Genomic DNA, 23,796 nt, shown 5'->3' with positions numbered 1-23,796 from the left:
TGTTGAAAGATAACTAATTTATATTAAACTAGCCGATATTACTTAGATGATAAGTTATCGTTTTCACTGCTTTTTATCGAACATCAAGTCTTTTACTTTTTCTTTATCTTCTTTCTCATGATTTAAATCGAACATGGTCCCGAAAACACGATCCCAAAAAGTATTAGAAACACCAAAACCTAATTCTTCGTTTTTATAATGATGTAAATGATGATTTCTCCATAATGGTTTCATGAATTTGAAAGGTGGTGCTACAGCATGAATCAAATAATGCATCGATGCATAAAGTAAATATCCAATCATAAATCCCGGGAAAAAAACAAATACATATTTTCCTAATAGAAAATATTGAATAGAGAATATAATCGTAGCTAAAATTAAACTTGGAATTGGAGGCATGAATAGTCTTTGCTTATCTCTTGGATAATGATGGTGATTTCCATGGAAAATATAAACTAAACGTTGAAATTTTGGATGTTCGGTTGCCCAATGAAATAAAAATCGATGAGCTAAATATTCAAAGAAAGTCCAAAATAGGATTGCGCCTATAAAAAGTCCAATCATTAATCGAATTGAAAACTCATATTGAGAATAACCTGTATATAAAATATATGAAAGAATTGGAATATACATTCCCCAAATAACAGCAGGATGACCTTTTGTTAACATTTCTAAGTACTTATTCTCAAAAAGTTGTGCTTGTCCTTTATTATTAATCTTTTCAAATTTCATGATTTAGATTTTTAATTATCTTAAAATTAATCAATTACATTTAATTTTTAAATAAATAATGCACAAAAAAAAACTCCAAGAAACTAATCTTGGAGTTTTATAAAATATAATGTAAAATTTATTATCTAGCAGACATTTCAACGTAATCGCGAGTCGCAGCACCAGTATATAACTGACGTGGACGTCCAATTGGTTGATTAGTTTGACGCATTTCCATCCATTGTGCAATCCATCCTGGTAAACGTCCTACAGCAAACATTACTGTGAACATATCAGTTGGGATATCTAACGCTTTGTAAATAATTCCTGAGTAGAAATCTACATTTGGATATAATTGACGTGATTTGAAATAATCATCCTCTAAACAAGCTTGCTCTAATCCTTTAGCAATATCTAAGATAGGATCATTAATACCTAATGTTGTCAATACGTTATCAGCAGCAACTTTGATAATACGAGCACGTGGATCGAAGTTTTTGTAAACACGGTGACCGAATCCCATTAAACGGAATGGATCTTCTTTATCTTTAGCTTTATTAATGAATTTAGCAACATCTCCACCATCGTTTTGGATAGCTTCTAACATTTCTAAAACTGCTTGGTTAGCACCTCCGTGTAATGGTCCCCATAAAGCAGAGATACCAGCAGAGATCGATGCAAAAATACCTGCATGAGAAGAACCTACTAAACGTACAGTTGATGCAGAACAGTTTTGCTCATGATCAGCGTGTAAGATTAATAATTTATCAAATGCATCAACAATTACTGGATCAGCTTTGTAACCTTCAGTACCATCATTGAATAACATTTGGTAGAAGTTTTCTACGTAAGATAAAGAACTATCTGATTTAGTTAAAGGTAAACCTTTAATTTTTCGTTGAGTCCAAGCAGCGATTACAGGGAATTGTCCTAATAAAGTAACTGCAGCATCATACATTTCTTCCTCAGTAGCAACGCTAATTTTCTCAGGATTAAAAGCAGATAAAGCAGATGTTAAAGATGATAAAATTCCCATTGGGTGAGCACCTTGAGGGAATGCATTTAACATTTGAACTAACTCTTCAGCAACTTCAGTATTTTTTCTAATATCAGCTACAAATCCGTCTAATTCTTCTTGTGTTGGTAATTCTCCTTTTAATAATAAGAACATTACCTCCTCAAAATTAGATTTATCTGCAATTTGTTCGATTGGATATCCTCTATACAATAACTTTCCTTCTTCACCATCTAAGAAAGTGATTTTAGATTCACAAGATCCCGTGTTTTTGTAACCTGGGTCCATTGTAATTAATCCTGTTGCACCTCTTAACTTAGAAATATCAATAGATTTTTCGTCCATTGATCCTGTTGAAACCGGAAGCTCCAACTCCTTTCCATCGTAACTTAATACTACCTTGTCTGACATTTTTTAGTTTATATTATTTAACGCGTAATTTACAATATATTTTATTAATTCCGGACTGATAAATATCAGTGTTAGAATTACACTATCGCTTTACTTTGAAAGCTTTCAAACCTGGGTATATTGCAGTTTCACCTAAGATTTCTTCGATGCGTAATAGCTGGTTGTATTTTGCCATACGATCTGATCTTGAAGCTGAACCTGTTTTAATTTGCCCAGTATTTAACGCTACTGCTAAATCAGCAATTGTTGCATCCTCAGTTTCCCCTGAACGGTGAGACATTACTGCAGTATAACGCGAATTTTGTGCCATCTGTACTGCTTTAATTGTTTCTGTTAACGTTCCAATCTGGTTAAATTTAACTAAGATTGAATTCGCTGTTTCTTCATCAATAGCTTTTTCTAATTTTTTAACATTTGTAACTAATAAATCGTCACCTACTAATTGTACTTGGTCTCCAATTTTATCAGTTAAAATTTTCCATCCATTCCAATCGTTTTCGTCCATACCGTCTTCGATTGAAATAATTGGATATTTCGCTGATAATTCAGCTAAATACGCTGCTTGTTCTTCAGATGTACGGATCGCTCCTTTCTCACCTTCAAATTTTGTATAATCGTATTTCCCGTCTACATAGAATTCTGATGCAGCACAATCTAAAGCAATCATAATTTCTTCTCCTGGTTTGTAACCAGCTTTTTCAATCGCTTGCATTACTGTATCTAAAGCATCTTCTGTACCATCGAATGTAGGAGCAAATCCTCCTTCATCACCAACTGCAGTAGATAATCCACGATCATGTAAAATTTTCTTTAAAGCATGAAAAATTTCAGTTCCTTTACGTAATGCATCAGAAAATGATGTTGCTACAACTGGCATAATCATAAATTCTTGGAATGCAATTGGAGCATCTGAATGTGAACCTCCATTTACAATATTCATCATCGGAACTGGTAATGTATTTGCATTAACTCCTCCGATGTAACGGAATAAAGGAAATCCTAATTCTTCTGCTGCAGCTTTAGCAACTGCTAATGAAACTCCTAAAATTGCATTAGCACCTAATTTAGCTTTATTTTCAGTTCCATCTAAATCAATCATAACTTGATCGATTAAATTTTGTTCGAAAACTGAATATCCAACTAATTCTGGAGCAATTATTTCGTTTACGTTTTCAACTGCTTTTAATACTCCTTTTCCTAAATATAAATCACCACCATCGCGTAATTCTACTGCCTCGTATTCACCTGTAGACGCTCCAGACGGAACCGCAGCTCTTCCTAAAATACCAGTTTCTGTAACTACATCAACTTCTACCGTAGGATTACCACGTGAATCTAAAATTTGTCTTGCGAAAATGTGAGAAATAATGCTCATAGTTTGTTATGTTTTGTTTGATAATAAATTAATCTTTCAAAAATAACGAATATGTACTTTCTATACAACGAAAATAGAATTTTTTAAATTTTTCCGAGGCAAAAGGTAATCAATATTTTCTATTCATGCATAACATTTATTAAAATTGAAATACAATTATGTAAAATAGTTATACAATAACACTGAAGTGATTAATTTAGTTTAATGATTTAAAAACCTACTGTCTTAAACGAATAAAATTCGATTAAATTTTATATTAATTGGTAATAAAAAGTTGATCTCCACTACGTACAGCTTGGTAAGTTCTTGGAGCACGATTTGCAACTTTTGTTGGTTGGCCTGTTGTTAAAATCCATTCCGAACCATCTTCTTCACAATACATTTTAATGTCATCTATTACCTGAATTGTAGTTTTTGCAGTTGGGCAAATATGTGGTGCATTACGATCGTAAGCCTTAAAACCTACCCCTGTATTTACGACAATCAAACCTCTAGTTCCGGTATTTACACCTTCCAAATAAATCCATCCACCTGGATTATTTAGGTTTACATATAGCGGTAAGTTTAGATTAATTGTTCGACTTACAGTTGTCATAGGCACACAACTTACAGCTCCATCATCCGTATTACAGGAGAAAGTAAGTGATACAAATAATATGAATAAAACCTTATTTAGAATCGTTTTAATAAACTTCATAATTTTTAATTTCGAATAAAATAATTACTATCTTTGCTTCAATAGTCCTGCACATACTTTGTTATGCGTAGGATTATTTATTTTTTATGAAATAACGAAAAATTTTACAACTAATACATTATTATGGCAAATATACAATATGTAACAAAAGAAGGTTTAGACAAACTTCGTGCAGAATTACACGAGTTGGAAACATTTGAACGTCCAAAAATTTCGCAACAAATTGCTGAAGCTCGTGATAAAGGTGATTTATCTGAGAATGCAGAATATGATGCGGCAAAAGAAGCGCAAGGTTTATTAGAAACTCGTATCGCACGTTTAAAAGAAAACATCGGGAACTCTAGAATTATTGACGAAAGTAAATTAGATGCTTCTAAGGTTTCTATTTTATCTATTGTTAAAATTAAAAACTTAGCAAATAACCAAGAAATGGTTTATACATTAGTTCCAGAAACGGAAGCTGATTTAGCTAAAGCACGTATTTCTGTCAACACTCCTATTGCTAAAGGTTTATTAGGAAAATCTGTAAATGATGTAGCAGATATTACATTACCGAATGGTATGACTTTAAAATTCGAAATTTTAGAAATATCTTTGAGCTAAAATTTAAAATATAAATTTTATGGCTAGCATTTTTACAAAAATCATAAACGGAGAAATTCCATCTTACAAAATCGCAGAAAACGATCAATACATTGCTATTTTAGATGCTTTTCCTTTAGTAGAAGGACATGTATTAGTAATACCTAAGCAAGAAGTTGATAAAATCTTTGATTTAGATAAAACAACCTATTCTGGTTTAATGGATTTCGCATATGATATTGCACAAGCCATAGAAAAAGCAATTCCATGTCTTCGAGTGGGTATTGCTGTTGTAGGGTTAGAGGTACCACATGTACACTTGCATTTGGTACCACTAAACTCGATAGATGACATTAACTTTAAGAATCCTAAACTTCAGTTAGATTCAGATCAAATGTCAAGAGTCGCAGAAAAAATCAAATCATCTTTATAATTTATAAAATGAATAAATACATTAAATTAGTAATCGCCGCTGTATTAGTAGCTTTAGCAATATTTTTATTTGTTGAACGAGAATACGGTTGGGGATTTTGTGCTTTATTAATAGCTGTATTTCCAGTTATTTTTTACTTTAGAAACGAAAATATTTTAATTGCATTTTGGTTTTTACGCAAAGAAGATATGCCTAAAACGAAAAGCTGGTTAAATAAAATTACTAATCCAGACACGCAATTAATCCCTAAACAATTAGGTTACTTTAACTATATGAAAGGAATCGTTGCTGCGCAAGATAACGATTTAGCTGGTTCTGAAAAATACATGAAAGACGCTTTGAATTACGGTTTATCTTTTGATCACGACCGTGCAATGGCTAATTTATCTTTAGCGGGCGCTGCAATGTCTAGAGGTAAAAAACGTGATGCTGAAACTTATATTAAAGAAGCAAAGAAAAACGATACGAAAGGAATGTTTAGTGATCAGATAAAAATGATGAACGACCAAATGAAACGTTTTTCAAATGTAAATGTAAATCAATTACAGAATCCAAACATGCGTCAAAGAGGACGTAAATTTTAATTATAATGGATTTAAACGAAATTAATTTTCAACAACCATCTAATCAAGAGAAGTGGAAACAAATCGAAGGATTTTTTGAAACTAACTTCACAGACGGTGAAACTCCTGATTTAGATACAATTTTGTTTTTAATCGGTGTTCAAGAATTAGGGCAAGGAAAAAAGAAATTCAAAAAAGACGATAAATTAAACCTATTGCATATCGCAGTTTGCCGCGTATTAGAGCCTTTTGGTTTTTATCGTTTTGATGGATTAGATCCTGATGGATGGCCACACTTCGAACTACTTGAAGAATTGCCTCCGCTTAAAACAAATGAGCAAACATTATTAATGAAACATGCGGTTATTCAATATTTTGAAGACCAAAAAATAATAAACTTCGAATCTTAAGATTCGAAGTTTTTCTTTTTATATAATTCAACTACAACTTTATCGGTTTCCAAAGTCATTTCGTTTGGATCTAATTCTTCAATTGGTTTCCAAATTAATTCTTCAATATCTTCATCCATAACTTTCAGTTCTTTTAAAGCCTCTTCTGTAATTGTTGCTTTATAATAAATCAAAAGAATCTGTTCAGCTGGATTAAAAGCATTTTGCTGAAAAAAATCTTGTGTATAAAAATGTTCTCCAATTTCTACTTCAAGATTTAGTTCTTCTTTAAATTCACGCAATAAACAATCTCGTGTGCCTTCACCAAACTCTAATCCTCCTCCTGGAAACTTGTAAATTAATTGATTTTGAAAAGGCTCATGTATGATTAAAACTTTGTTTTGATGTTCCAATAAAGCATAAACACGAACATTAAATGGCTTACTCATAACTAAAATTTTTAAAGGCAACCATCATCTCTCGTTTACCTGGTGGACCTGGTCGTTTTTCAATCCTAAAACCATTCGCTTTCATTCCTCTTTTAAAAGTTCCTTTTGCTGCATAAGTTGTTATTACACTACTATCTTTTGTCAAATTAGCAACAATAGTAAGTAATTCTTCTTCCCATAAATCTGGCTGAACTTGAGATCCAAATGCGTCAAAATAAACTAAATCAAATTCATTAACAGTATAATCTCTTAACTCGAAGAAATCTTTTTCTAATTTTTTTAAAGTAAAATATGGTGATATTTCTTCTTCATTTTCCCATTCGGAAGTAAACATTTTTTGATAATATTCATAAAATTCACTTCTTCTATTTTCAAACTCTGGATAAAATTTAAAAACGTCATCAAAGTAATTTATATTTTCAAATTCTTGCGCAGAAATTGGATATTTTTCAACTCCAACATAGTTAATTTTCAACTGTTTTTTTTCCGATTCTAATAAAGATATAAAAGAATTTAATCCTGTTCCGAGTCCAATTTCCAGAATTTTTATTGGTTTTTTTATGTTATAAAAGAAATATAATCCGTTATTTATAAAAACATGGAAAGCCTCTTGTACAGCCCCATGAATAGAGTGATACGTTTCATTTAGATCTTCAATATGAATGGTTTTTGACCCATCTTCTGTTTCTACGATTATTCGTTTCATAGGGTCAAGTTATGAATTTTATTATGTTTTAGAGCAAATAAAACGTATATTTGGTATCGCAACAAACAAAATTTACACTTCAATGATTATAGAGAAAATTGCTGAATCTAGATTTAACGATTCAGTATTTGAGTCTAAAGTTTTTGGTAAAAACTTTACTGACCACATGCTTGTGGCAACATATAAAGATGGAAAATGGAGCGAACCTAAAATTATGCCTTACGGGCCTTTAGAATTTTCTCCTGCAGCAATGGCATTCCATTATGGGCAAGCTATTTTCGAGGGAATGAAAGCTTACAAAAATGAAAATGAAGAAGTTTTCATTTTCCGTCCAGACAAAAACTTTGAACGTTTTAATTTATCTGCAAAACGTTTAAGTATGCCTGAAGTTCCAGCTGAAATTTTTATGGATGGTATTAAAACAATTGTAGACTTAGACCGTCAATGGGTTCCTAAAAATTACGGGACTTCTTTATATTTAAGACCTACAATGTTTGCTACTGAAGAGGCTGTTTCTGCAAGATCTTCTCATGAATATATGTTCGTAATTTTAATGGCTTACGCACCATCATATTACGAAAAACCATTATCAGTAAAAATCGCTGATTTCTATAGCCGTTCTGCTCAAGGAGGTGTAGGTTTCGCAAAATGTGCTGGTAACTATGCCGCTTCATTCTTCCCAACGGAAGAAGCTCAAAAAGAAGGATACGATCAAGTGATTTGGACAGATTCTATCGAACATAAATACATCGAAGAAGCTGGTACAATGAATGTTTGGGTTCGTATTGGTGATAAATTATTAACAGCTCCAACTTCTGAGCGAATTTTAAATGGTGTTACTCGTGACTCTTTATTAAATTTAGCTAAAGATATGGGATTAGATGTAGAAGTACGTCCAATCGAAGTTGCTGAAATGTACGAAGCTTACAAAAATGGTCAATTAAAAGAAGTTTTTGGATGTGGAACTGCAGTTGTAGTAAACTCTTATAATGCTATTGGATTTGGTGAAGAACGCGCTGAAATCGGTATTTTACCAGATGAGGAATCTTACGCAGTACGCCTTAAAACAGCCTTACGTAATATTCAGTACGGTTTAATCGAAGATCCTTACGGATGGAGAATTAAAATTGAAGAAAGTGTAACTGCTTAATTTTAAGTTTTACAATATAATAAAGCTGACATTTTATATGTCAGCTTTTTTTTGGCACAATTTTTATTATTAGGTAATACAAAGTACTATCTTTATAATATGAATATAATTCAAAAATTTTTAGTGATTTGCTCTGGCAGCAGCACAGAAATATTAAAGAAAACTCCAACAGATGTTAACAAGCATGTTGGTATTGGCGGTGTAATTCTTTTTACAGGTATTTTAGCCGCACTTTCATCTGGATATGCGCTCTATACTATTTTTGATAATATGTATGCAGCTATTGGCTTTGGTTTCCTTTGGGGTTTAATGATATTTAATTTAGACCGATATATTGTTACTTCTATGAAAAAACAAGGCAATTGGTTCAGACAATTTTTCATTGCCTTACCAAGAATTTTAGTTGCAGTGTTATTAGGAATTGTTATTTCAAAACCATTAGAATTAAAAATTTTTGAAAAAGAAATTAATAAACAATTAAATGTTATTGTAAATAGAAACAAAGCTGAATTACAAAAAAGTATTGATGCGAGATATACTGATTTAGCTAAACCAGTAGACGAAGAACGCAAAAAGATTTTTGCTCAAATTGATTTACTTCGAAATGAATATAATTTAGCTTCATCCGAGTTAGAAAAAGAAGTTGTTGGAACACAAACTGAAACGACGACAGGTCGAGAAGGTTACGGTCCAAATGCTAAACGTAAGGCTGAATTAAAAGAGCAAAAATTTGCAGAAATGCAACAATACGCTAATCAAATGAAACCTCGTTTGGAAGAATTAAATAAAGAAATTGATGGTTTAATTAAACAAAAAGAGAAAGAATTAGCAGATGCGAAACCAACAGAAGAAAATTACAATGGTTTTGCTGCTCGTATGCAAGCCTTGAATGAATTAGGCGCAAATAATCCTATTCTTGGCACTGCAGCTATATTTATCGCTTTAGTATTTATTTCTTTAGAAACAGCTCCAGTTCTCGTAAAATTAATTGCTCCAAAAGGGCCTTACGATTTCTTGTTAGAAAAACATGAACATAGTTTTAAAATTTTTGCGAAAGAAAGTATAGAAATTATGGACATTAAATCGGAACGACGAATTCAGAAAGAAATAAGCCAAATATAATTTTTATAATCAACGTTCAAATTGTTTATCTTTAAACAACTTGAACGTTTTTTTTTATGAATAGAAGAGAATTACTTAAATCCATTGGCCTTTCAACTGTTGCTTTGCCTTTATTAAGCGCAGCTTCTAATTTTACTTCAAAAGCCATTCAACCATCTGGGTTAAATTTTAAATTTGGAGATCTTGATTTATTTTTATTTTCGGATGGTACAAATATTTTAAAAGAACCATTTCCTTTAATTGCTCCTAATAAAACTGAAAAAGATTTTCTTAACGCAACAAAAGAATGTTACTTAGATCAGCAACCTATTGCATTTTCTCTGAATATTTTATTGATTAAAAAAGGAGAAAAATACATCTTATTTGACACTGGTAATGGTTTAGGAAAAAATGAAAATGTCGGAAAATTATTGGAGCAAATGCAAGCAACTAATATTCCAGCTCATTTAATTACAGATGTCATTCTTACACATGCGCATGGTGATCATATTGGTGGAATTTTATTACCTGACGGAAGTTATGCTTTCAAAAATGCAAATTATTACATCGCCCAGAAAGAATTTGATTTTTGGATGCAAGAAAATAATCAATCAACTAAGAATATTCTTGAAAAAATTCAGACCAAACTTACTTTAATAAATCAGGATGATATTTTATTTGATTGTATAAAAACAGTCGAAATTCCGGGACATACTCCAGGACATTTGGCTTTCGAGATTGCACAAAACGGAAAAGTTTTAAAACATATTGCTGATGCTGTTCATTCGCCTATTTTGATTCGTTATCCTGAATATGGAATTAAATATGATAGAGATTTTGACCTTGCTGTATCAACTCGCATAAAAGTTTTAGAAGAGGCTTATCAAAAAAGACAGATTATTGTAGCAATGCATTTGCCTTGGCCAGGAATTGGTTATATTGGTAAAAGAGATGGTAAGTATGATTGGATTCCGCTTTCGTTTGGTTCAAATTTGAAACAAATTCAATTATAAGAAAAATCCTTTTCGTAATTTTGCGACAAGAAAAGAGATTATGTACAAAATTGAGATATACGGTCAAGATAAAGAAGAACTTTCTATTGATTTAGAACAAGTAGTTCAACCAATTCAAACAATTGAAGGTTATTCTTGGAAAATCCTTTGGATTGACGGAGAAAGTGAAACGGACGAATATTCTGTTTTCGAATTACAAGAAGTTATTGATCAACAAGATGGGATTATTGTAGATTATGAAGCGTTAGTTAACTTAAGCCATAAAATGGAAACGGTTACTGAAGCTTTAATCATCGGAGATCGTAACGAAAAAAATCTTTACATAAATATTGAAGATGAAAATTTATACGATAACGAAGTTGTGTTAGAATTGGTAAAAGATTCGCATTGGCAAGTGATCGCAAAAGAGCAAATCATCATCGATACATTTAAAGTTGAATTTCCTTTTAGTGAAATAATCGATTAAAAATAAAAACCTCGAAGTCATCTTCGAGGTTTTCTTATTTTAATACTTCCCTTTTAAAGCATTATAAATTTGTAATGTTTCTTTAGCTTCTTTTACATCATGCACACGCAAAATTTTTGCACCTTTTTGCAAAGCAACCATATTTAAAGCAGTTGTACCATTTAAAGCATCTTGTGGTGTTGATCCAAACATTTTATAAATCATCGATTTTCTTGAAATTCCGACCAACAAAGGATAATCTCCAAATCCTAAAACTTCCAAATTATTAAACAATTCATAATTATGTTCTAACGTTTTAGCAAAACCAAAACCAGGATCTAAAATAATATCATTCACTCCTACCGAACGTAGTTTTGCAATTTTTTCAGAAAAATATTGATTTACCTCTAACGTAACATCATCATACGTCGGATTATTTTGCATCGTTTGCGGCGTTCCTTTCATGTGCATCAAAATGTACGGAACTTTTAAATCTCCAACTGTTGCTAACATATTTTCGTCTAACTCGAATCCAGAAACATCATTAATTATAGATGCTCCTGCAAGAATGGCTTCTTTAGCGACATTCCCACGAAATGTATCAATCGAAATAATTAAATCCGGATATTTCTCAGCAATTTTTCTAATCACTGGCGCTGTTCGGTCAATTTCTTCTTGTTCAGAAACAACTTCAGCACCTGGCTTGGTAGAATAACCACCAATATCCAGAAAATCAGCTCCGTCTTTTAGATGTTTTTCAACCTTTTGGAAAATTAAATCCATTGAATGATTGCTACCTCCATCATAAAAAGAATTTGGAGTTGTATTCAGAATTCCCATAATTTTAGGTTCTGATAAATCGATTAATCGACCATTACAATTAATTGTCATATCTTAGAAGTTGTATACTTTAATGAATTCTAATATTTTTGAATTCGATAACGAAATTATGAAAAATACGTCAAAACAATTCAATGAAATAATTGCCCAATGTAGGGATTTATATACAAAAAAATTACAAGATTACGGAGCTGCTTGGCGTGTATTGCGTTTACCGTCTTTAACAGATCAAATTTTTATCAAGGCGAGTCGTATTAGAACACTGCAAGAATCTACTGAGCGAATGGTGGATGAAGGGGAAGAAAGCGAATTTATCGGTATAATTAATTATGCGATTATGGCTTTAGTTCAATTAGAATTAGGTTATGCAGATCAACCTGATTTATCACCCGAACAAGCAACAGAATTTTATGATAAATATGCGACGATGGCGCACGATCTTATGATGAAGAAAAATCATGATTATGGTGAAGCTTGGCGTGATATGCGCGTAAGTTCTATCACTGATTTAATTTATCAAAAAGTATTACGAACAAAGAGTATTGAAGATAATAAAGGACAAACAATCGTTTCTGAAGGTTTAGATGCCAATTATTTAGACATGATTAACTATTCAATCTTCGCTTTAATTTTAATCAACGAACAAAAATAAAATATGAGATATTTGGTTCATCTTTCAAGAATCATTGTTGGTGTATTATTCATCATTTCAGGATTTGTAAAAGCAGTTGATCCGATTGGATTAAGTTTTAAATTAGAAGAATATTTTTCTCCTGGAGTTTTAAATATTCCATTTTTAATGGATTTAAGTCTTCCTTTAGCAACATTCTTTTCTATTTTCGAAATTGTACTTGGTGTTTTGCTATTATTGGGATTATTCAGAAAATTTACGACTTTTGCCTTATTAGCTACTATTGTATTTTTTACTTTCCTAACATTCTATTCAGCATATTTTAATAAAGTTACAGATTGTGGATGTTTCGGTGATGCCTTAAAGTTAGAACCTTGGACGTCTTTCTACAAAGACGTTGTTTTAACAGTTTTAATTTTAATTTTAGTTGTTGGCAATCGCTACATTCAACCATTGTTTATTAAACCATTAAATATCGCATTAGTTTCTTTAGTAACGATTGGATCGATCATCATTTCATATATCGGAATTAATCATTTACCAATGATTGATTTTAGAGCTTATGCTGTCGGTAAAGATTTGGTTCATGGTATGAAATCGGCTGAAGAATTAGGTTTAAAACCAACGAAATACAAAACATTATTTACATTAAAAAATAAATTAGACGGTTCTACAATTGTTGTTGATGACAAAAAATACATCAGCCAAAAATTATATCAAGATATTTCTATTTGGGAAATGGACGTCGATAAGACAAAAAACGTAATTGATCAAAAAGGTTACGAAGCTCCAATCCACGATTTTTATTTTGATTGTAATGGTGTTGATAAAACGTCTTATTATTTATCACATCCTAAGGTAATTTTAATTGTCGTTCCATTTGCTGAAAAAATTTCAACAGAACAAACAAATAAAATCAATAATTTAGCTAAAGAAACAAAGTCTAAAGGTTATGAATTTGTAACTGTTTCTAACAATCCGATAGATAAATTAGAGTCTGAATTATGCTTTATGGACCAAACTACAATGAAAACGATTATTCGTTCAAATCCAGGAATTGTTTTAATTTCTAATGGTGTAGTAAAAGCTAAATACCACGACAACGATTTCCCTACTGTTCAACAATTAGACAAAAAATTATAAAGATGATTAACTATATCATCAATAAATTATTCTACGGTTTTCTTACACTTTTTGGAGTAGTAACCGTAGTTTTTCTTTTGTTTACCGTACTTCCTGGAGATCCGGCACGTATGATGTTAGACCAAAAAGAAGATCCTGAACAATTGGCTCAAATCAGAAAAAATCTTGGTTTAGATCAACCTGTTTGGAAGCAATATTTATATTATTTGAATGATTTATCTCCAATTTCGATTCATGATAATCATCCAAAAAATGAAACATATACTTCGTTATCTTCAGGAAAATACGAATATTCAAAAATTGCAGATTTAGGCGGTCAAACTTTAGTAATTAAGAAACCATTTTTAAGAAATTCATTTCAAAAACAAGGTAAATCTGTTGCGACAATTATTGGCGAAACATTACCTAACACAATTGTTTTAGCAGTTTCTGCAATTATAATTGCGACATTTATTGGCGTTTCCTTAGGTATAGTTTCCGCTTTAGTAAAAGATAGTTGGATTGACCGTACATTATTAGTTATTACAAGTTTCGGAATGAGTATTCCATCGTTCTTTTCAGCTATCATCATCGCGTATTTATTTGCTTTTCTGTTGCACGATTTCACTAATTTGAACATGATTGGCAGTTTATATGAAGTGGATGATTTAGGCGAAGGCAAACATTTAACTCTTAAAAATTTAATTCTTCCAGCAATCACCTTAGGATCTCGTCCGTTGGCTGTTTTTACACAATTAACTCGTAATTCTTTACTAGAAGTTTTAAGTCAAGATTACATCAGAACTGCCTATGCAAAAGGTTTATCTAAAAAAACTGTCATCTTAAAACACGCTTTACGTAATGCCTTAAATCCTGTAGTTACAGCAATTTCTGGATGGTTTGCATCTATGCTTGCCGGAGCGGTTTTTGTAGAATTTGTTTTTGGATGGAACGGATTAGGAAAAGAAATCGTAAATGCATTAAATACTTTAGATCTACCTATCGTAATGGGAGCTGTTTTAGTTATCGCTGTAATGTTTATCATTATTAACATTATTATCGATATACTTTACGGTGTTTTAGATCCTAGAGTAAGAATAAAATAACTAATTATAAACAAATAAAAACAAAATATATGAGAAATAATATTGTAGCTGGAAACTGGAAGATGAACTTGACTTTTGAACAAGCCTTACAATTAGCAAATGATCTTAACGCATGGGCAACTGAAAATAAACCTACTGCAAAAGTTATCATTGCTCCAACTTCTATTTATTTACAAGCAATTCAAGAAATTGTTGACGGTGATTTTGTACAAGTTGCTTCACAAGACGTTTCTAACTCAGAAAAAGGTGCATATACCGGAGATATTTCTGCTGAACAGTTGGATAGCATAGGAATTAATTGTGCAATTGTTGGTCATTCTGAAAGAAGAGAATATCAACAAGAAACTGATGCAATTATAGCGCAAAAATTAGAACAACTTTTTAATAAAGATATCACGCCAATTTTATGTGTTGGTGAAAAATTAGAAGAACGCCAAGCTGAAAAGCATTTTGACGTTGTAAAATCTCAAATTTTAAATGCTTTAAATCCTCAAAAAGCTGAAAACTTAACAAAATTAGTCATCGCTTACGAACCTGTTTGGGCTATTGGAACTGGTGTTACAGCCTCTCCAGAGCAAGCACAAGAAATACACGCATTTATCCGTTCAGTATTAAATGAAACTTATGGTTCTGAAGTTGCTGAAAATACAAGTATTTTATACGGAGGAAGCGTTAATCCTTCAAATGCTGAAGAATTATTCTCACAAAAAGATATTGATGGTGGATTAGTTGGAGGAGCATCTTTAAAAGTAGAAGATTTTTCTCAAATTATTGCTGCTTTCAAATAACACTATCATTTTTTAAATACAAATTAAGCTTGTTTTAAATTCCAAATCGTAAATTTGCACTTGGCTTTTAAAACAAGCTTTTTAATAAAATTGTATGACAAACTATATCGAATATAAATTTCAAGTTACAGAAACTGAACCATGGAACGAAATCATTATCGCAAACATCTCGGATTTACCTTTCGAGAGTTTTTTAGAAAATGAAAATGGTTTTGACGCATATATTCCAGCAACTGACGAAAACGAAGCTGAAATTAAAGAAGTTTTAGACACGTTAGATTACATCGAATTTTCTTACACTCGTACAGAAATCGAACAACAAAACTGGAACGCAACTTGGGAAGAAAGTTTTTCACCGATTTTAGTTAACGATCAATGTTTAATTCGTGCAGAATTTCACGAAACTATTGAGAATATTCCTTACGAAATTATCATTCAACCAAAAATGTCTTTCGGTACTGGTCACCACTCGACTACACATTTAATGGTGGAATATATTTTAGAAACTGAATTCTCTGGGAAAGATATTTTAGATATGGGTTGTGGAACTTCTATCCTAGCAATTTTAGGAATGAAGAAAAACGCAAATTATGCAGAATGTATCGACATCGATGAGTGGGCTGTAGAAAATTCTATCGAAAATGGTAAACGTAATGGTGTTAGCCTTGATGCTAAAATGGGTGATAATTCGTTATTAGGTACTAAAACGTTTGACATTATTTTAGCTAATATCAATAAGAATATTTTAATGGCTCAAATTCCTTCTTACATCGAAGTATTAAACGATGGCGGAGATTTATTCTTAAGCGGGTTAATGGAACAAGATTACAACGACATTCACGCATTTTGTATCGAACGTGGTTTAACTTTTGTATCTGTTAAACAACGTAACGAGTGGATTGCTTTACACTTCAAAAAATAAGATTATGATCAAATTTTCAACTAAACCTCAATGGGAAACTGAATATGATTCGGATGTTGAAGTTTTAGAACAAGAATCTAAAAAATACCAAATCATTGTGTATAATGATGATGTTAATACTTTTGATTGGGTAATCGAATCATTAATGGATGTTTGTGAACACACACCGGAACAAGCTGAACAATGTACGATCCTTATCCATTACAAAGGAAAATGTGATGTATTATCAGGATCTTATGAAGATTTAAAACCTCGATGCACAGAATTATTAAATCGAGGAATTAGTGCAGAAATTGTTTAATAATTGCTAGACAACTGTTGATCTAAATAAAACTCATCTAAATCGTCTAATGAAATATCGTTAGACGATTTTTTTATTTCCTCTTCTACAAAATAAGATTTATATAAAGATTCGTAAACATCATTTTCTAACTTTTGATCCACTTTAGGCGAAACCTTCTTATCAACAATCAAAGTAGTTTTCTCTTTAGAATTGTTGAATTGAATATAACCAACAACAAATAATAGTAAACAAGCAGCAACAGAAGATACGGCAATCCATAATTGTCTTGCTTTACCTTTCTTCACTTGTACCGTAGAATTTAAAATACTAGCTTCTAAATCCGAAAAGTAATCTGTCGGAACTTCAAAAATAGAACGATCCTCAAATCGCTTTGTTTCGTTTAAAATAGACTCTTCTAAACTTGCAAAGTAATCTGTCGGAATTTTAAATTCTTTATTATTATTTAAATTAGTTTTCTTCATTCTATTTATTAGACAATAGTAATATACAAAGGTTTAATCGGAATCTTTAATAAATTGTTCAATTTTTTTCACTGCATGATGATAACTTGCTTTCAATCCACCAACGGAAGTATCTAAAATTGAAGAAATCTCTTCATATTTCATCTCATCATAATACTTCATCATAAAAATCACACGTTGCTTTTCTGGCAATTGTGCTATTGCTTTTTGCAATATTAAATCAATTTCCTCACCCGTGTAATATTGATCATCTTCCAACTGATCTACAACGCCTAAAGTATAATCTTCGGCTGATTGATGAATTTCTTTAGCTCTCTTCTGTATAAAGTTTATTGATTCATTATACGCAATACGATATATCCATGAAGATAATTTAGCTTCACTCCTAAAATCTTTTAAGTGCTGAAAAATCTTTATAAAAATATTCTGTGTAACATCATCAGCATCTTCATGAATCAAAACCATGCGTCGAACCTGCCAATACACCTTCTGATGATAGCTTCCAACAAGCAGCTTAAACCCTTTGTCAATCTGTTTACCTACTATTAAATCAATAATTTCTTGATCCTTATCCAACCAAAGTATTTTAAACATCAAACATAGTTAAACGTCTATTGAAAAACCAAATTTTAACAAATTTTATGACACATTATTTTAGGGCGTTGCTCGCTGTTCATTTTTTACTATTTAATAAAATCCAAACTTAAAGAACTGTTTTAAACCAACAACTTTAATATCTTTTCGCTCGGTCGGGCTATCCGTTCCAATCTTTGCTCGTAATATAAATAATAAAAATTCTCGCAAAGGATTTCCACTACTATCCCTAACGCGGTTAAAAAAAATAACACCCTTAATTCTACAACAACATGTAAAACTATAATATGAAGAAAAAATACAATTAAAAAACTTAATAAAATAGTAAACGATAGTGAAGCCTCTAATTATATCAGAAATAGATTTATTTTTTATCGGTTGACTTAACACGTTTCAGCTACGCATACAACTCTATTACACCATACAGTTAAAAACGTATCACATTAAACTCAAAACATATACGTAAAGTATAAACACAAAAAATCCCCAACCAATTAAATGATTGAGGATTCTTTTTAAAAACTGGCGGCGACCTACTCTCCCGCAATAGCAGTACCATCGGCGCTGAAAGGCTTAACTTCTCTGTTCGGAATGGGAAGAGGTGAGCCCTTTCGCTATAACCACCCTAATTTCTTAGATATTTTTAATTAGGTTTAATTCCTAATATATTATTAACATTATTAGATACTTGAATACAAGTGTTTGTTTTATTTATTTTGATACAATCCAGTACACAATTCAAATAAGATTAACTAACCTTCTCTATGACGGTTAAATTAATATTTGAAAAAGTTTATGGGTAATTAGTACTACTCGACTATGACATCACTGCCTTTACATCTATAGCCTATCAACGTGGTAGTCTGCCACGACCCTTTAAAGAAGTCTAATCTTGCGGCGAGTTTCGCACTTATATGCTTTCAGTGCTTATCTCATCCAAACGTAGCTACTCAGCGGTGCACCTGGCGGCACAACTGATACACCAGAGGTTTGTTCAACACGGTCCTCTCGTACTAGAGTCAAGTCCGCTCAAACTTCTAACGATCACAACAGATAGAGACCGAACTGTCTCACGACGTTCTGAACCCAGCTCGCGTGCCACTTTAATGGGCGAACAGCCCAACCCTTGGGACCTTCTCCAGCCCCAGGATGTGACGAGCCGACATCGAGGTGCCGAACCTCCCCGTCGATGTGAGCTCTTGGGGGAGACTAGCCTGTTATCCCCGGAGTACCTTTTATCCTTTGAGCGATGGCCCTTCCATACGGAACCACCGGATCACTATGTCCTGCTTTCGCACCTGCTCGGCTTGTTGGCCTCACAGTCAAGCACCCTTATGCCATTACACTCTACGCACGGTTACCAAGCGTGCTGAGGGTACCTTTGAAAGCCTCCGTTACTCTTTTGGAGGCGACCACCCCAGTCAAACTACCCACCATGCACTGTCCTCCCTAAGGGAGTTAGGCTCCAAGTAAATAAAGGGTGGTATTTCAACAATGACTCCACAACACCTAGCGATGCTGCTTCATAGTCTCCCACCTATCCTACACATTATTTACCCGAAGTCAATACAAAGCTATAGTAAAGGTTCACAGGGTCTTTTCGTCCCGTTGCGATTAACCGGCATCTTCACCGATACTACAATTTCACCGAGCTCATGGTTGAGACAGTGCCCAGATCGTTACACCATTCGTGCAGGTCGGAACTTACCCGACAAGGAATTTCGCTACCTTAGGACCGTTATAGTTACGGCCGCCGTTTACTGGGGCTTCAGTTAAGAGCTTCGCAGAAGCTAACCCCCTTCCTTAACCTTCCAGCACCGGGCAGGTGTCAGACCCTATACGTCATCTTTCGATTTTGCAGAGTCCTGTGTTTTTGATAAACAGTCGCCTGGGCCTTTTTACTGCGGCTGACATTACTGCCAGCGTCTCTTCTCCCGAAGTTACGAGACTATTTTGCCTAATTCCTTAACCATGACTCACTCGAGCGCCTTAGGATACTCTCCTCGACCACCTGTGTCGGTTTACGGTACGGGCTGCTTCTCTCGCTATTTCTAGGGACAATGTTCAGTGGATTATCACGCCACCCGAAGGCTTTGTGTACTATCCTTAGTTTACCTAAGTTCAACGTACTATTCCGTCAGTACGCACCACCTACGATCATCCGTCACTTTTGTTGAGAGCAGGTACGGGAATATTAACCCGTTTGCCATCCACTACCCCTTCGGGTTCGTGTTAGGTCCCGACTAACCCTAAGCTGATTAGCATAGCTTAGGAAACCTTAGTCTTACGGCGAATAAGTTTCTCACTTATTTTATCGTTACTCATGCCTACATTTTCTTTTCTATAAACTCCACCACCCATTACCAGGTGACTTCGACGTCGATAGAATGCTCCCCTACCAGTAGTACTAATGTACTAATCCATAGCTTCGGTAATATGCTTATGCCCGATTATTATCCATGCCGGATCGCTCGACTAGTGAGCTGTTACGCACTCGTTAAATGAATAGCTGCTTCCAAGCTAACATCCTAGCTGTCTATGCAATCCAACCGCGTTTTTTCAACTTAGCATATATTTGGGGACCTTAGCTGATGGTCTGGGTTCTTTCCCTCTCGGACATGGACCTTAGCACCCATGCCCTCACTGCCTAGAAACATATATTAGCATTCGGAGTTTGTCAGGAATTGGTAGGCGGTGAAGCCCCGCATCCAATCAGTAGCTCTACCTCTAATATACTTCACTAAACGCTGCACCTAAATGCATTTCGGGGAGTACGAGCTATTTCCCAGTTTGATTGGCCTTTCACCCCTACCCACAGGTCATCCGAAGACTTTTCAACGTCAACCGGTTCGGTCCTCCACTTTGTGTTACCAAAGCTTCAACCTGCCCATGGGTAGATCACAAGGTTTCGCGTCTAATACCACTGACTGCATCGCCCTATTCAGACTCGCTTTCGCTTCGGCTCCGTACCTGAAGTACTTAACCTTGCCAGTGACATTAACTCGTAGGCTCATTATGCAAAAGGCACGCCGTCACACTTTCGTGCTCCGACCGCTTGTAGGCGTACGGTTTCAGGTTCTATTTCAACTATCTATTCGATATGCTTTTCACCTTTCCTTCACAGTACTAGTTCACTATCGGTCTTTGAGGAGTATTTAGCCTTGGAAGATGGTCCTCCCATATTCGGACAGAATTTCTCGTGTTCCGCCTTACTCGTTATCAACTATATAACCTTTTCGCTTACAGGACTATCACCCTCTTCGGTTAACCTTTCCAGGTTATTCTGCTAAAATTATAAAGTCTTTAGGGCTAATCCGCGTTCGCTCGCCACTACTTACGGAATCTCAATTGATTTCTTTTCCTATTGGTACTTAGATGTTTCAGTTCCCAACGTTCGCTCTCACTTACGTGAGTGACATGTCTTCAACATGCCGGGTTGTCCCATTCGGAAATCTACGGATTAATGCGTATGTGCCGCTCCCCGTAGCTTATCGCAGCTTATCACGTCCTTCATCGCCTCTCAAAGCCTAGGCATCCGCCGTACGCCCTTAGTAACTTTTTTCATAATTTAACCGTCATATTAATGAGCGGTTATGTTAATCTTACTCGTTTTTTGTTTAATTGTATACCTTCAATGCCGAATTAAATCGTTTATTTATTTAATTCTATATTGCTTTGATTAATTTCTTAATCTCTGTTTGATTGTATGTCGTTAACAATTTTCTTGTTATCTTTTTCTAATAATGTCAATGAACTCTTCTGCTTTTCACGAAGTTCGAATTTCGAGTTTCGTTTATAGCTTGGTGGAGAATATCGGAGTCGAACCGATGACCTCTTGCGTGCAAGGCAAGCGCTCTAGCCAGCTGAGCTAATCCCCCTCTTTATTTCTATTAGTAGTCTCAGGCAGACTCGAACTGCCGACCTCTACATTATCAGTGTAGCGCTCTAACCAGCTGAGCTATGAGACTCTTTAATACTCTTAAAGAGTGGTCTTTGTAATATATATCTTTGAAATCAAATCCGACAGTAAATAAAACCGAATAAAACAGTCAATCTTCTAATTTAATAGAAGAAAATTCGTCGTTCTCTAAAAATGAGATGTTCCAGCCGCACCTTCCGGTACGGCTACCTTGTTACGACTTAGCCCTAGTTACCAGTTTTACCCTAGGCAGCTCCTGTTACGGTCACCGACTTCAGGTACCCCCAGCTTCCATGGCTTGACGGGCGGTGTGTACAAGGCCGGGAACGTATTCACCGCATCATGGCTGATATGCGATTACTAGCGATTCCAGCTTCATAGAGTCGAGTTGCAGACTCCAATCCGAACTGAGATAAGTTTTCGAGATTCGCATCTTGTTGCCAAGTAGCTGCCCTCTGTACTTACCATTGTAGCACGTGTGTAGCCCAAGACGTAAGGGCCGTGATGACTTGACGTCGTCCCCACCTTCCTCTCAACTTGCGTTGGCAGTCTCATTAGAGTCCCCGTCTTTAAACGCTGGCAACTAATGATAGGGGTTGCGCTCGTTGCAGGACTTAACCTAACACCTCACGGCACGAGCTGACGACAGCCATGCAGCACCTTGCATTCTGTCCGAAGAAATATCTGTTTCCAAATACGTCATTATGCATTTAAGCCTTGGTAAGGTTCCTCGCGTATCATCGAATTAAACCACATGCTCCACCGCTTGTGCGGGCCCCCGTCAATTCCTTTGAGTTTCATTCTTGCGAACGTACTCCCCAGGTGGGATACTTATAACTTTCGCTTAGCCACTGAATCCGAAAATCCAACAGCAAGTATCCATCGTTTACGGCGTGGACTACCAGGGTATCTAATCCTGTTCGCTCCCCACGCTTTCGTCCATCAGCGTCAGTTGAGGCTTAGTGACCTGCCTTCGCAATTGGTGTTCTGCGTAATATCTAAGCATTTCACCGCTACACTACACATTCCAGCCACTGCAACCTCACTCAAGACCAACAGTATCAATGGCAGTTCCATCGTTAAGCGATGGGCTTTCACCACTGACTTATTGGTCCGCCTACGGACCCTTTAAACCCAATAAATCCGGATAACGCTTGCACCCTCCGTATTACCGCGGCTGCTGGCACGGAGTTAGCCGGTGCTTATTCATATGGTACCTTCAGCTACTCACACGTAAGTAGGTTTATCCCCATATAAAAGAAGTTTACAACCCATAAGGCCGTCATCCTTCACGCGGGATGGCTGGATCAGGCTTCCACCCATTGTCCAATATTCCTCACTGCTGCCTCCCGTAGGAGTCTGGTCCGTGTCTCAGTACCAGTGTGGGGGTTCACCCTCTCAGGCCCCCTAAAGATCGTTGACTTGGTGAGCCGTTACCTCACCAACTATCTAATCTTACGCATGCCTATCCTACTGCGATAAATCTTTCAAGTGTCTCTGATGCCAGAATCACTGTTATAAGGTATTAATCTTCTTTTCAAAAGGCTATCCCTTTCAGTAGGGCAAGTTGCATACGCGTTACGCACCCGTGCGCCGGTCTCTCAGTAGCAAGCTACTAATACCCCTCGGCTTGCATGTGTTAAGCCTCCCGCTAGCGTTCATCCTGAGCCAGGATCAAACTCTCCATTGTAAATAAATATTGTTTGAAGCTTAACGCTTCTATGTTTTACAACTTCGAATTTCCTTTAGCTCTATTATTCAAGGATTGACCGTTAATTTATATTCGGCTTTTATTTCTTCTGTCTATATTGTAATTTCAAATGAACTTCTCGTTTCATGCAAACTTCTTTCGTTGTTTGCGGTTGCAAAGGTAAGACTTATTTTTAAACTGCAAAATCTTTTTTAAATAAATTTTGAAATTTTTATTTTTGTTTACTTCTTCGCGATTTCAAGTTTCAATACTACTCGTCTTTCGTATTGAGAGTGCAAATATAGGGCAACATAATTCAGCTTTCCAAATGCTTTTGTGAATTATTTTCAGTTTTATTCTTAACTAACTGAACAGAAGC

23 protein-coding genes, 2 tRNA genes and 3 rRNA genes are annotated in these 23,796 nt (G+C 34.5%); 14 read left to right on the top strand and 14 right to left on the bottom strand.

Features of this window, described 5'->3' with window-relative positions; genetic code table 11:
- Positions 1-63 precede the first annotated feature (63 nt).
- The 4 genes from J9309_RS07955 to J9309_RS07940 form a co-directional block, all read right to left on the bottom strand.
- Positions 64-732 carry a sterol desaturase family protein gene (locus J9309_RS07955; RefSeq protein ID WP_230475364.1) on the bottom strand — a complete coding sequence of 223 codons (669 nt, stop codon included), beginning with the start codon at positions 730-732 and terminating at the stop codon, positions 64-66.
- 121 nt (positions 733-853) lie between these two features.
- Positions 854-2,137, bottom strand: coding sequence for a citrate synthase (locus J9309_RS07950; RefSeq protein ID WP_230475363.1), 1,284 nt, complete (start codon positions 2,135-2,137; stop codon positions 854-856).
- An 82-nt stretch (positions 2,138-2,219) separates the two neighbouring features.
- Positions 2,220-3,512 (bottom strand): phosphopyruvate hydratase, encoded by a 1,293-nt coding sequence (gene eno / locus J9309_RS07945; RefSeq protein ID WP_230475362.1) that lies wholly within the window; start codon positions 3,510-3,512, stop codon positions 2,220-2,222.
- A gap of 256 nt (positions 3,513-3,768) precedes the next feature.
- Positions 3,769-4,209 carry a hypothetical protein gene (locus tag J9309_RS07940; protein ID WP_230475361.1) on the bottom strand — a complete coding sequence of 147 codons (441 nt, stop codon included), beginning with the start codon at positions 4,207-4,209 and terminating at the stop codon, positions 3,769-3,771.
- Positions 4,210-4,332: 123 nt separating this feature from the next.
- On the opposite strand from J9309_RS07940, the gene greA reads away from it, so the two are divergent.
- Genes greA through J9309_RS07920 form a run of 4 tightly spaced genes read left to right on the top strand, consistent with a single transcriptional unit; the run spans position 4,333 to position 6,197 of the window.
- Positions 4,333-4,812, top strand: a complete 480-nt coding sequence (gene greA, locus J9309_RS07935) for a transcription elongation factor GreA (RefSeq protein WP_230475360.1) — start codon at positions 4,333-4,335, stop codon at positions 4,810-4,812.
- Between the two features lie 19 nt (positions 4,813-4,831).
- Positions 4,832-5,224 (top strand): HIT family protein, encoded by a 393-nt coding sequence (locus J9309_RS07930; protein ID WP_230475359.1) that lies wholly within the window; start codon positions 4,832-4,834, stop codon positions 5,222-5,224.
- Between the two features lie 8 nt (positions 5,225-5,232).
- A complete protein-coding gene (locus tag J9309_RS07925; protein WP_230475358.1) occupies positions 5,233-5,808 on the top strand; it encodes a DUF2892 domain-containing protein in 576 nt (191 codons plus the stop codon).
- Between the two features lie 5 nt (positions 5,809-5,813).
- Positions 5,814-6,197: a hypothetical protein gene (locus J9309_RS07920; protein ID WP_230475357.1), complete on the top strand. Its 384-nt coding sequence runs from the start codon at positions 5,814-5,816 to the stop codon at positions 6,195-6,197.
- On the opposite strand, the gene J9309_RS07915 is transcribed toward J9309_RS07920, so the two are convergent.
- Both J9309_RS07915 and mnmD read right to left on the bottom strand, forming a co-directional pair.
- Positions 6,194-6,625: an NUDIX hydrolase gene (locus J9309_RS07915; protein WP_230475356.1), complete on the bottom strand. Its 432-nt coding sequence runs from the start codon at positions 6,623-6,625 to the stop codon at positions 6,194-6,196. The genes J9309_RS07920 and J9309_RS07915 overlap by 4 nt on opposite strands.
- The gene (gene mnmD / locus J9309_RS07910) at positions 6,618-7,331 is read right to left on the bottom strand and encodes a tRNA (5-methylaminomethyl-2-thiouridine)(34)-methyltransferase MnmD (RefSeq protein WP_230475355.1); all 714 of its coding nucleotides are present in this window, start codon (positions 7,329-7,331) and stop codon (positions 6,618-6,620) included. The genes J9309_RS07915 and mnmD overlap by 8 nt, the downstream gene beginning before the upstream one ends.
- Positions 7,332-7,413: 82 nt before the next feature.
- On the opposite strand from mnmD, the gene J9309_RS07905 reads away from it, so the two are divergent.
- From J9309_RS07905 to J9309_RS07890, 4 genes are all read left to right on the top strand, one after another.
- A complete protein-coding gene (locus J9309_RS07905; protein ID WP_230475354.1) occupies positions 7,414-8,481 on the top strand; it encodes a branched-chain amino acid aminotransferase in 1,068 nt (355 codons plus the stop codon).
- A gap of 99 nt (positions 8,482-8,580) precedes the next feature.
- Positions 8,581-9,603 carry a DUF4407 domain-containing protein gene (locus J9309_RS07900; RefSeq protein ID WP_230475353.1) on the top strand — a complete coding sequence of 341 codons (1,023 nt, stop codon included), beginning with the start codon at positions 8,581-8,583 and terminating at the stop codon, positions 9,601-9,603.
- A 56-nt stretch (positions 9,604-9,659) separates the two neighbouring features.
- Positions 9,660-10,595, top strand: a complete 936-nt coding sequence (locus tag J9309_RS07895) for an MBL fold metallo-hydrolase (RefSeq protein ID WP_230475352.1) — start codon at positions 9,660-9,662, stop codon at positions 10,593-10,595.
- Positions 10,596-10,635: 40 nt separating this feature from the next.
- Positions 10,636-11,061, top strand: a complete 426-nt coding sequence (locus J9309_RS07890) for a hypothetical protein (protein WP_230475351.1) — start codon at positions 10,636-10,638, stop codon at positions 11,059-11,061.
- A 39-nt stretch (positions 11,062-11,100) separates the two neighbouring features.
- On the opposite strand, the gene folP is transcribed toward J9309_RS07890, so the two are convergent.
- On the bottom strand, positions 11,101-11,931 hold the full coding sequence (gene folP / locus J9309_RS07885; protein ID WP_230475350.1) for a dihydropteroate synthase: 831 nt from the start codon (positions 11,929-11,931) through the stop codon (positions 11,101-11,103).
- A 58-nt stretch (positions 11,932-11,989) separates the two neighbouring features.
- On the opposite strand from folP, the gene J9309_RS07880 reads away from it, so the two are divergent.
- The 6 genes from J9309_RS07880 to J9309_RS07855 all read left to right on the top strand — a co-directional run bounded on the left by J9309_RS07880 (position 11,990) and on the right by J9309_RS07855 (position 16,750).
- A complete protein-coding gene (locus tag J9309_RS07880) occupies positions 11,990-12,532 on the top strand; it encodes a DUF1599 domain-containing protein (RefSeq protein WP_230477855.1) in 543 nt (180 codons plus the stop codon).
- A gap of 3 nt (positions 12,533-12,535) precedes the next feature.
- Entirely contained in the window at positions 12,536-13,654 is a 1,119-nt protein-coding gene (locus J9309_RS07875; protein WP_230475349.1) for a BT_3928 family protein, read from the top strand.
- Positions 13,655-13,656: 2 nt separating this feature from the next.
- The gene (locus tag J9309_RS07870) at positions 13,657-14,739 is read left to right on the top strand and encodes an ABC transporter permease (protein WP_230475348.1); all 1,083 of its coding nucleotides are present in this window, start codon (positions 13,657-13,659) and stop codon (positions 14,737-14,739) included.
- A 29-nt stretch (positions 14,740-14,768) separates the two neighbouring features.
- Positions 14,769-15,527, top strand: a complete 759-nt coding sequence (gene tpiA, locus J9309_RS07865; protein ID WP_230475347.1) for a triose-phosphate isomerase — start codon at positions 14,769-14,771, stop codon at positions 15,525-15,527.
- 94 nt (positions 15,528-15,621) lie between these two features.
- Entirely contained in the window at positions 15,622-16,449 is an 828-nt protein-coding gene (gene prmA / locus J9309_RS07860) for a 50S ribosomal protein L11 methyltransferase (protein WP_230475346.1), read from the top strand.
- A gap of 4 nt (positions 16,450-16,453) precedes the next feature.
- Positions 16,454-16,750 carry an ATP-dependent Clp protease adaptor ClpS gene (locus J9309_RS07855; protein WP_230475345.1) on the top strand — a complete coding sequence of 99 codons (297 nt, stop codon included), beginning with the start codon at positions 16,454-16,456 and terminating at the stop codon, positions 16,748-16,750.
- On the opposite strand, the gene J9309_RS07850 is transcribed toward J9309_RS07855, so the two are convergent.
- From J9309_RS07850 to J9309_RS07820, 7 genes are all read right to left on the bottom strand, one after another.
- Entirely contained in the window at positions 16,747-17,214 is a 468-nt protein-coding gene (locus J9309_RS07850) for a hypothetical protein (protein WP_230475344.1), read from the bottom strand. The two genes, J9309_RS07855 and J9309_RS07850, sit on opposite strands and share 4 nt — an antisense overlap.
- A 33-nt stretch (positions 17,215-17,247) precedes the next feature.
- Entirely contained in the window at positions 17,248-17,808 is a 561-nt protein-coding gene (locus J9309_RS07845) for an RNA polymerase sigma factor (RefSeq protein WP_230475343.1), read from the bottom strand.
- Between the two features lie 520 nt (positions 17,809-18,328).
- Positions 18,329-18,436, bottom strand: a 5S ribosomal RNA gene (gene rrf / locus J9309_RS07840).
- Positions 18,437-18,591: 155 nt separating this feature from the next.
- Positions 18,592-21,370, bottom strand: a 23S ribosomal RNA gene (locus J9309_RS07835).
- A 239-nt stretch (positions 21,371-21,609) separates the two neighbouring features.
- Positions 21,610-21,686 (bottom strand) — tRNA-Ala (locus J9309_RS07830).
- Positions 21,687-21,702: 16 nt separating this feature from the next.
- Positions 21,703-21,776, bottom strand: a tRNA-Ile gene (locus J9309_RS07825).
- Between the two features lie 123 nt (positions 21,777-21,899).
- Positions 21,900-23,417: ribosomal RNA gene (locus tag J9309_RS07820) — 16S ribosomal RNA — on the bottom strand.
- The 16S, 23S and 5S rRNA genes sit together here with 2 tRNA genes alongside, the layout of an rRNA operon.
- Between the last annotated feature and the right edge of the window lie 379 nt (positions 23,418-23,796).

The sequence above is a fragment of the Faecalibacter bovis genome, assembly GCF_017948305.1.
Classification (GTDB): Bacteria; Bacteroidota; Bacteroidia; order Flavobacteriales; family Weeksellaceae; genus Empedobacter; species Empedobacter bovis.
Note: the sequence above shows the minus strand (reverse complement) of the source record. Positions and strands in the feature narration are given on the sequence as shown.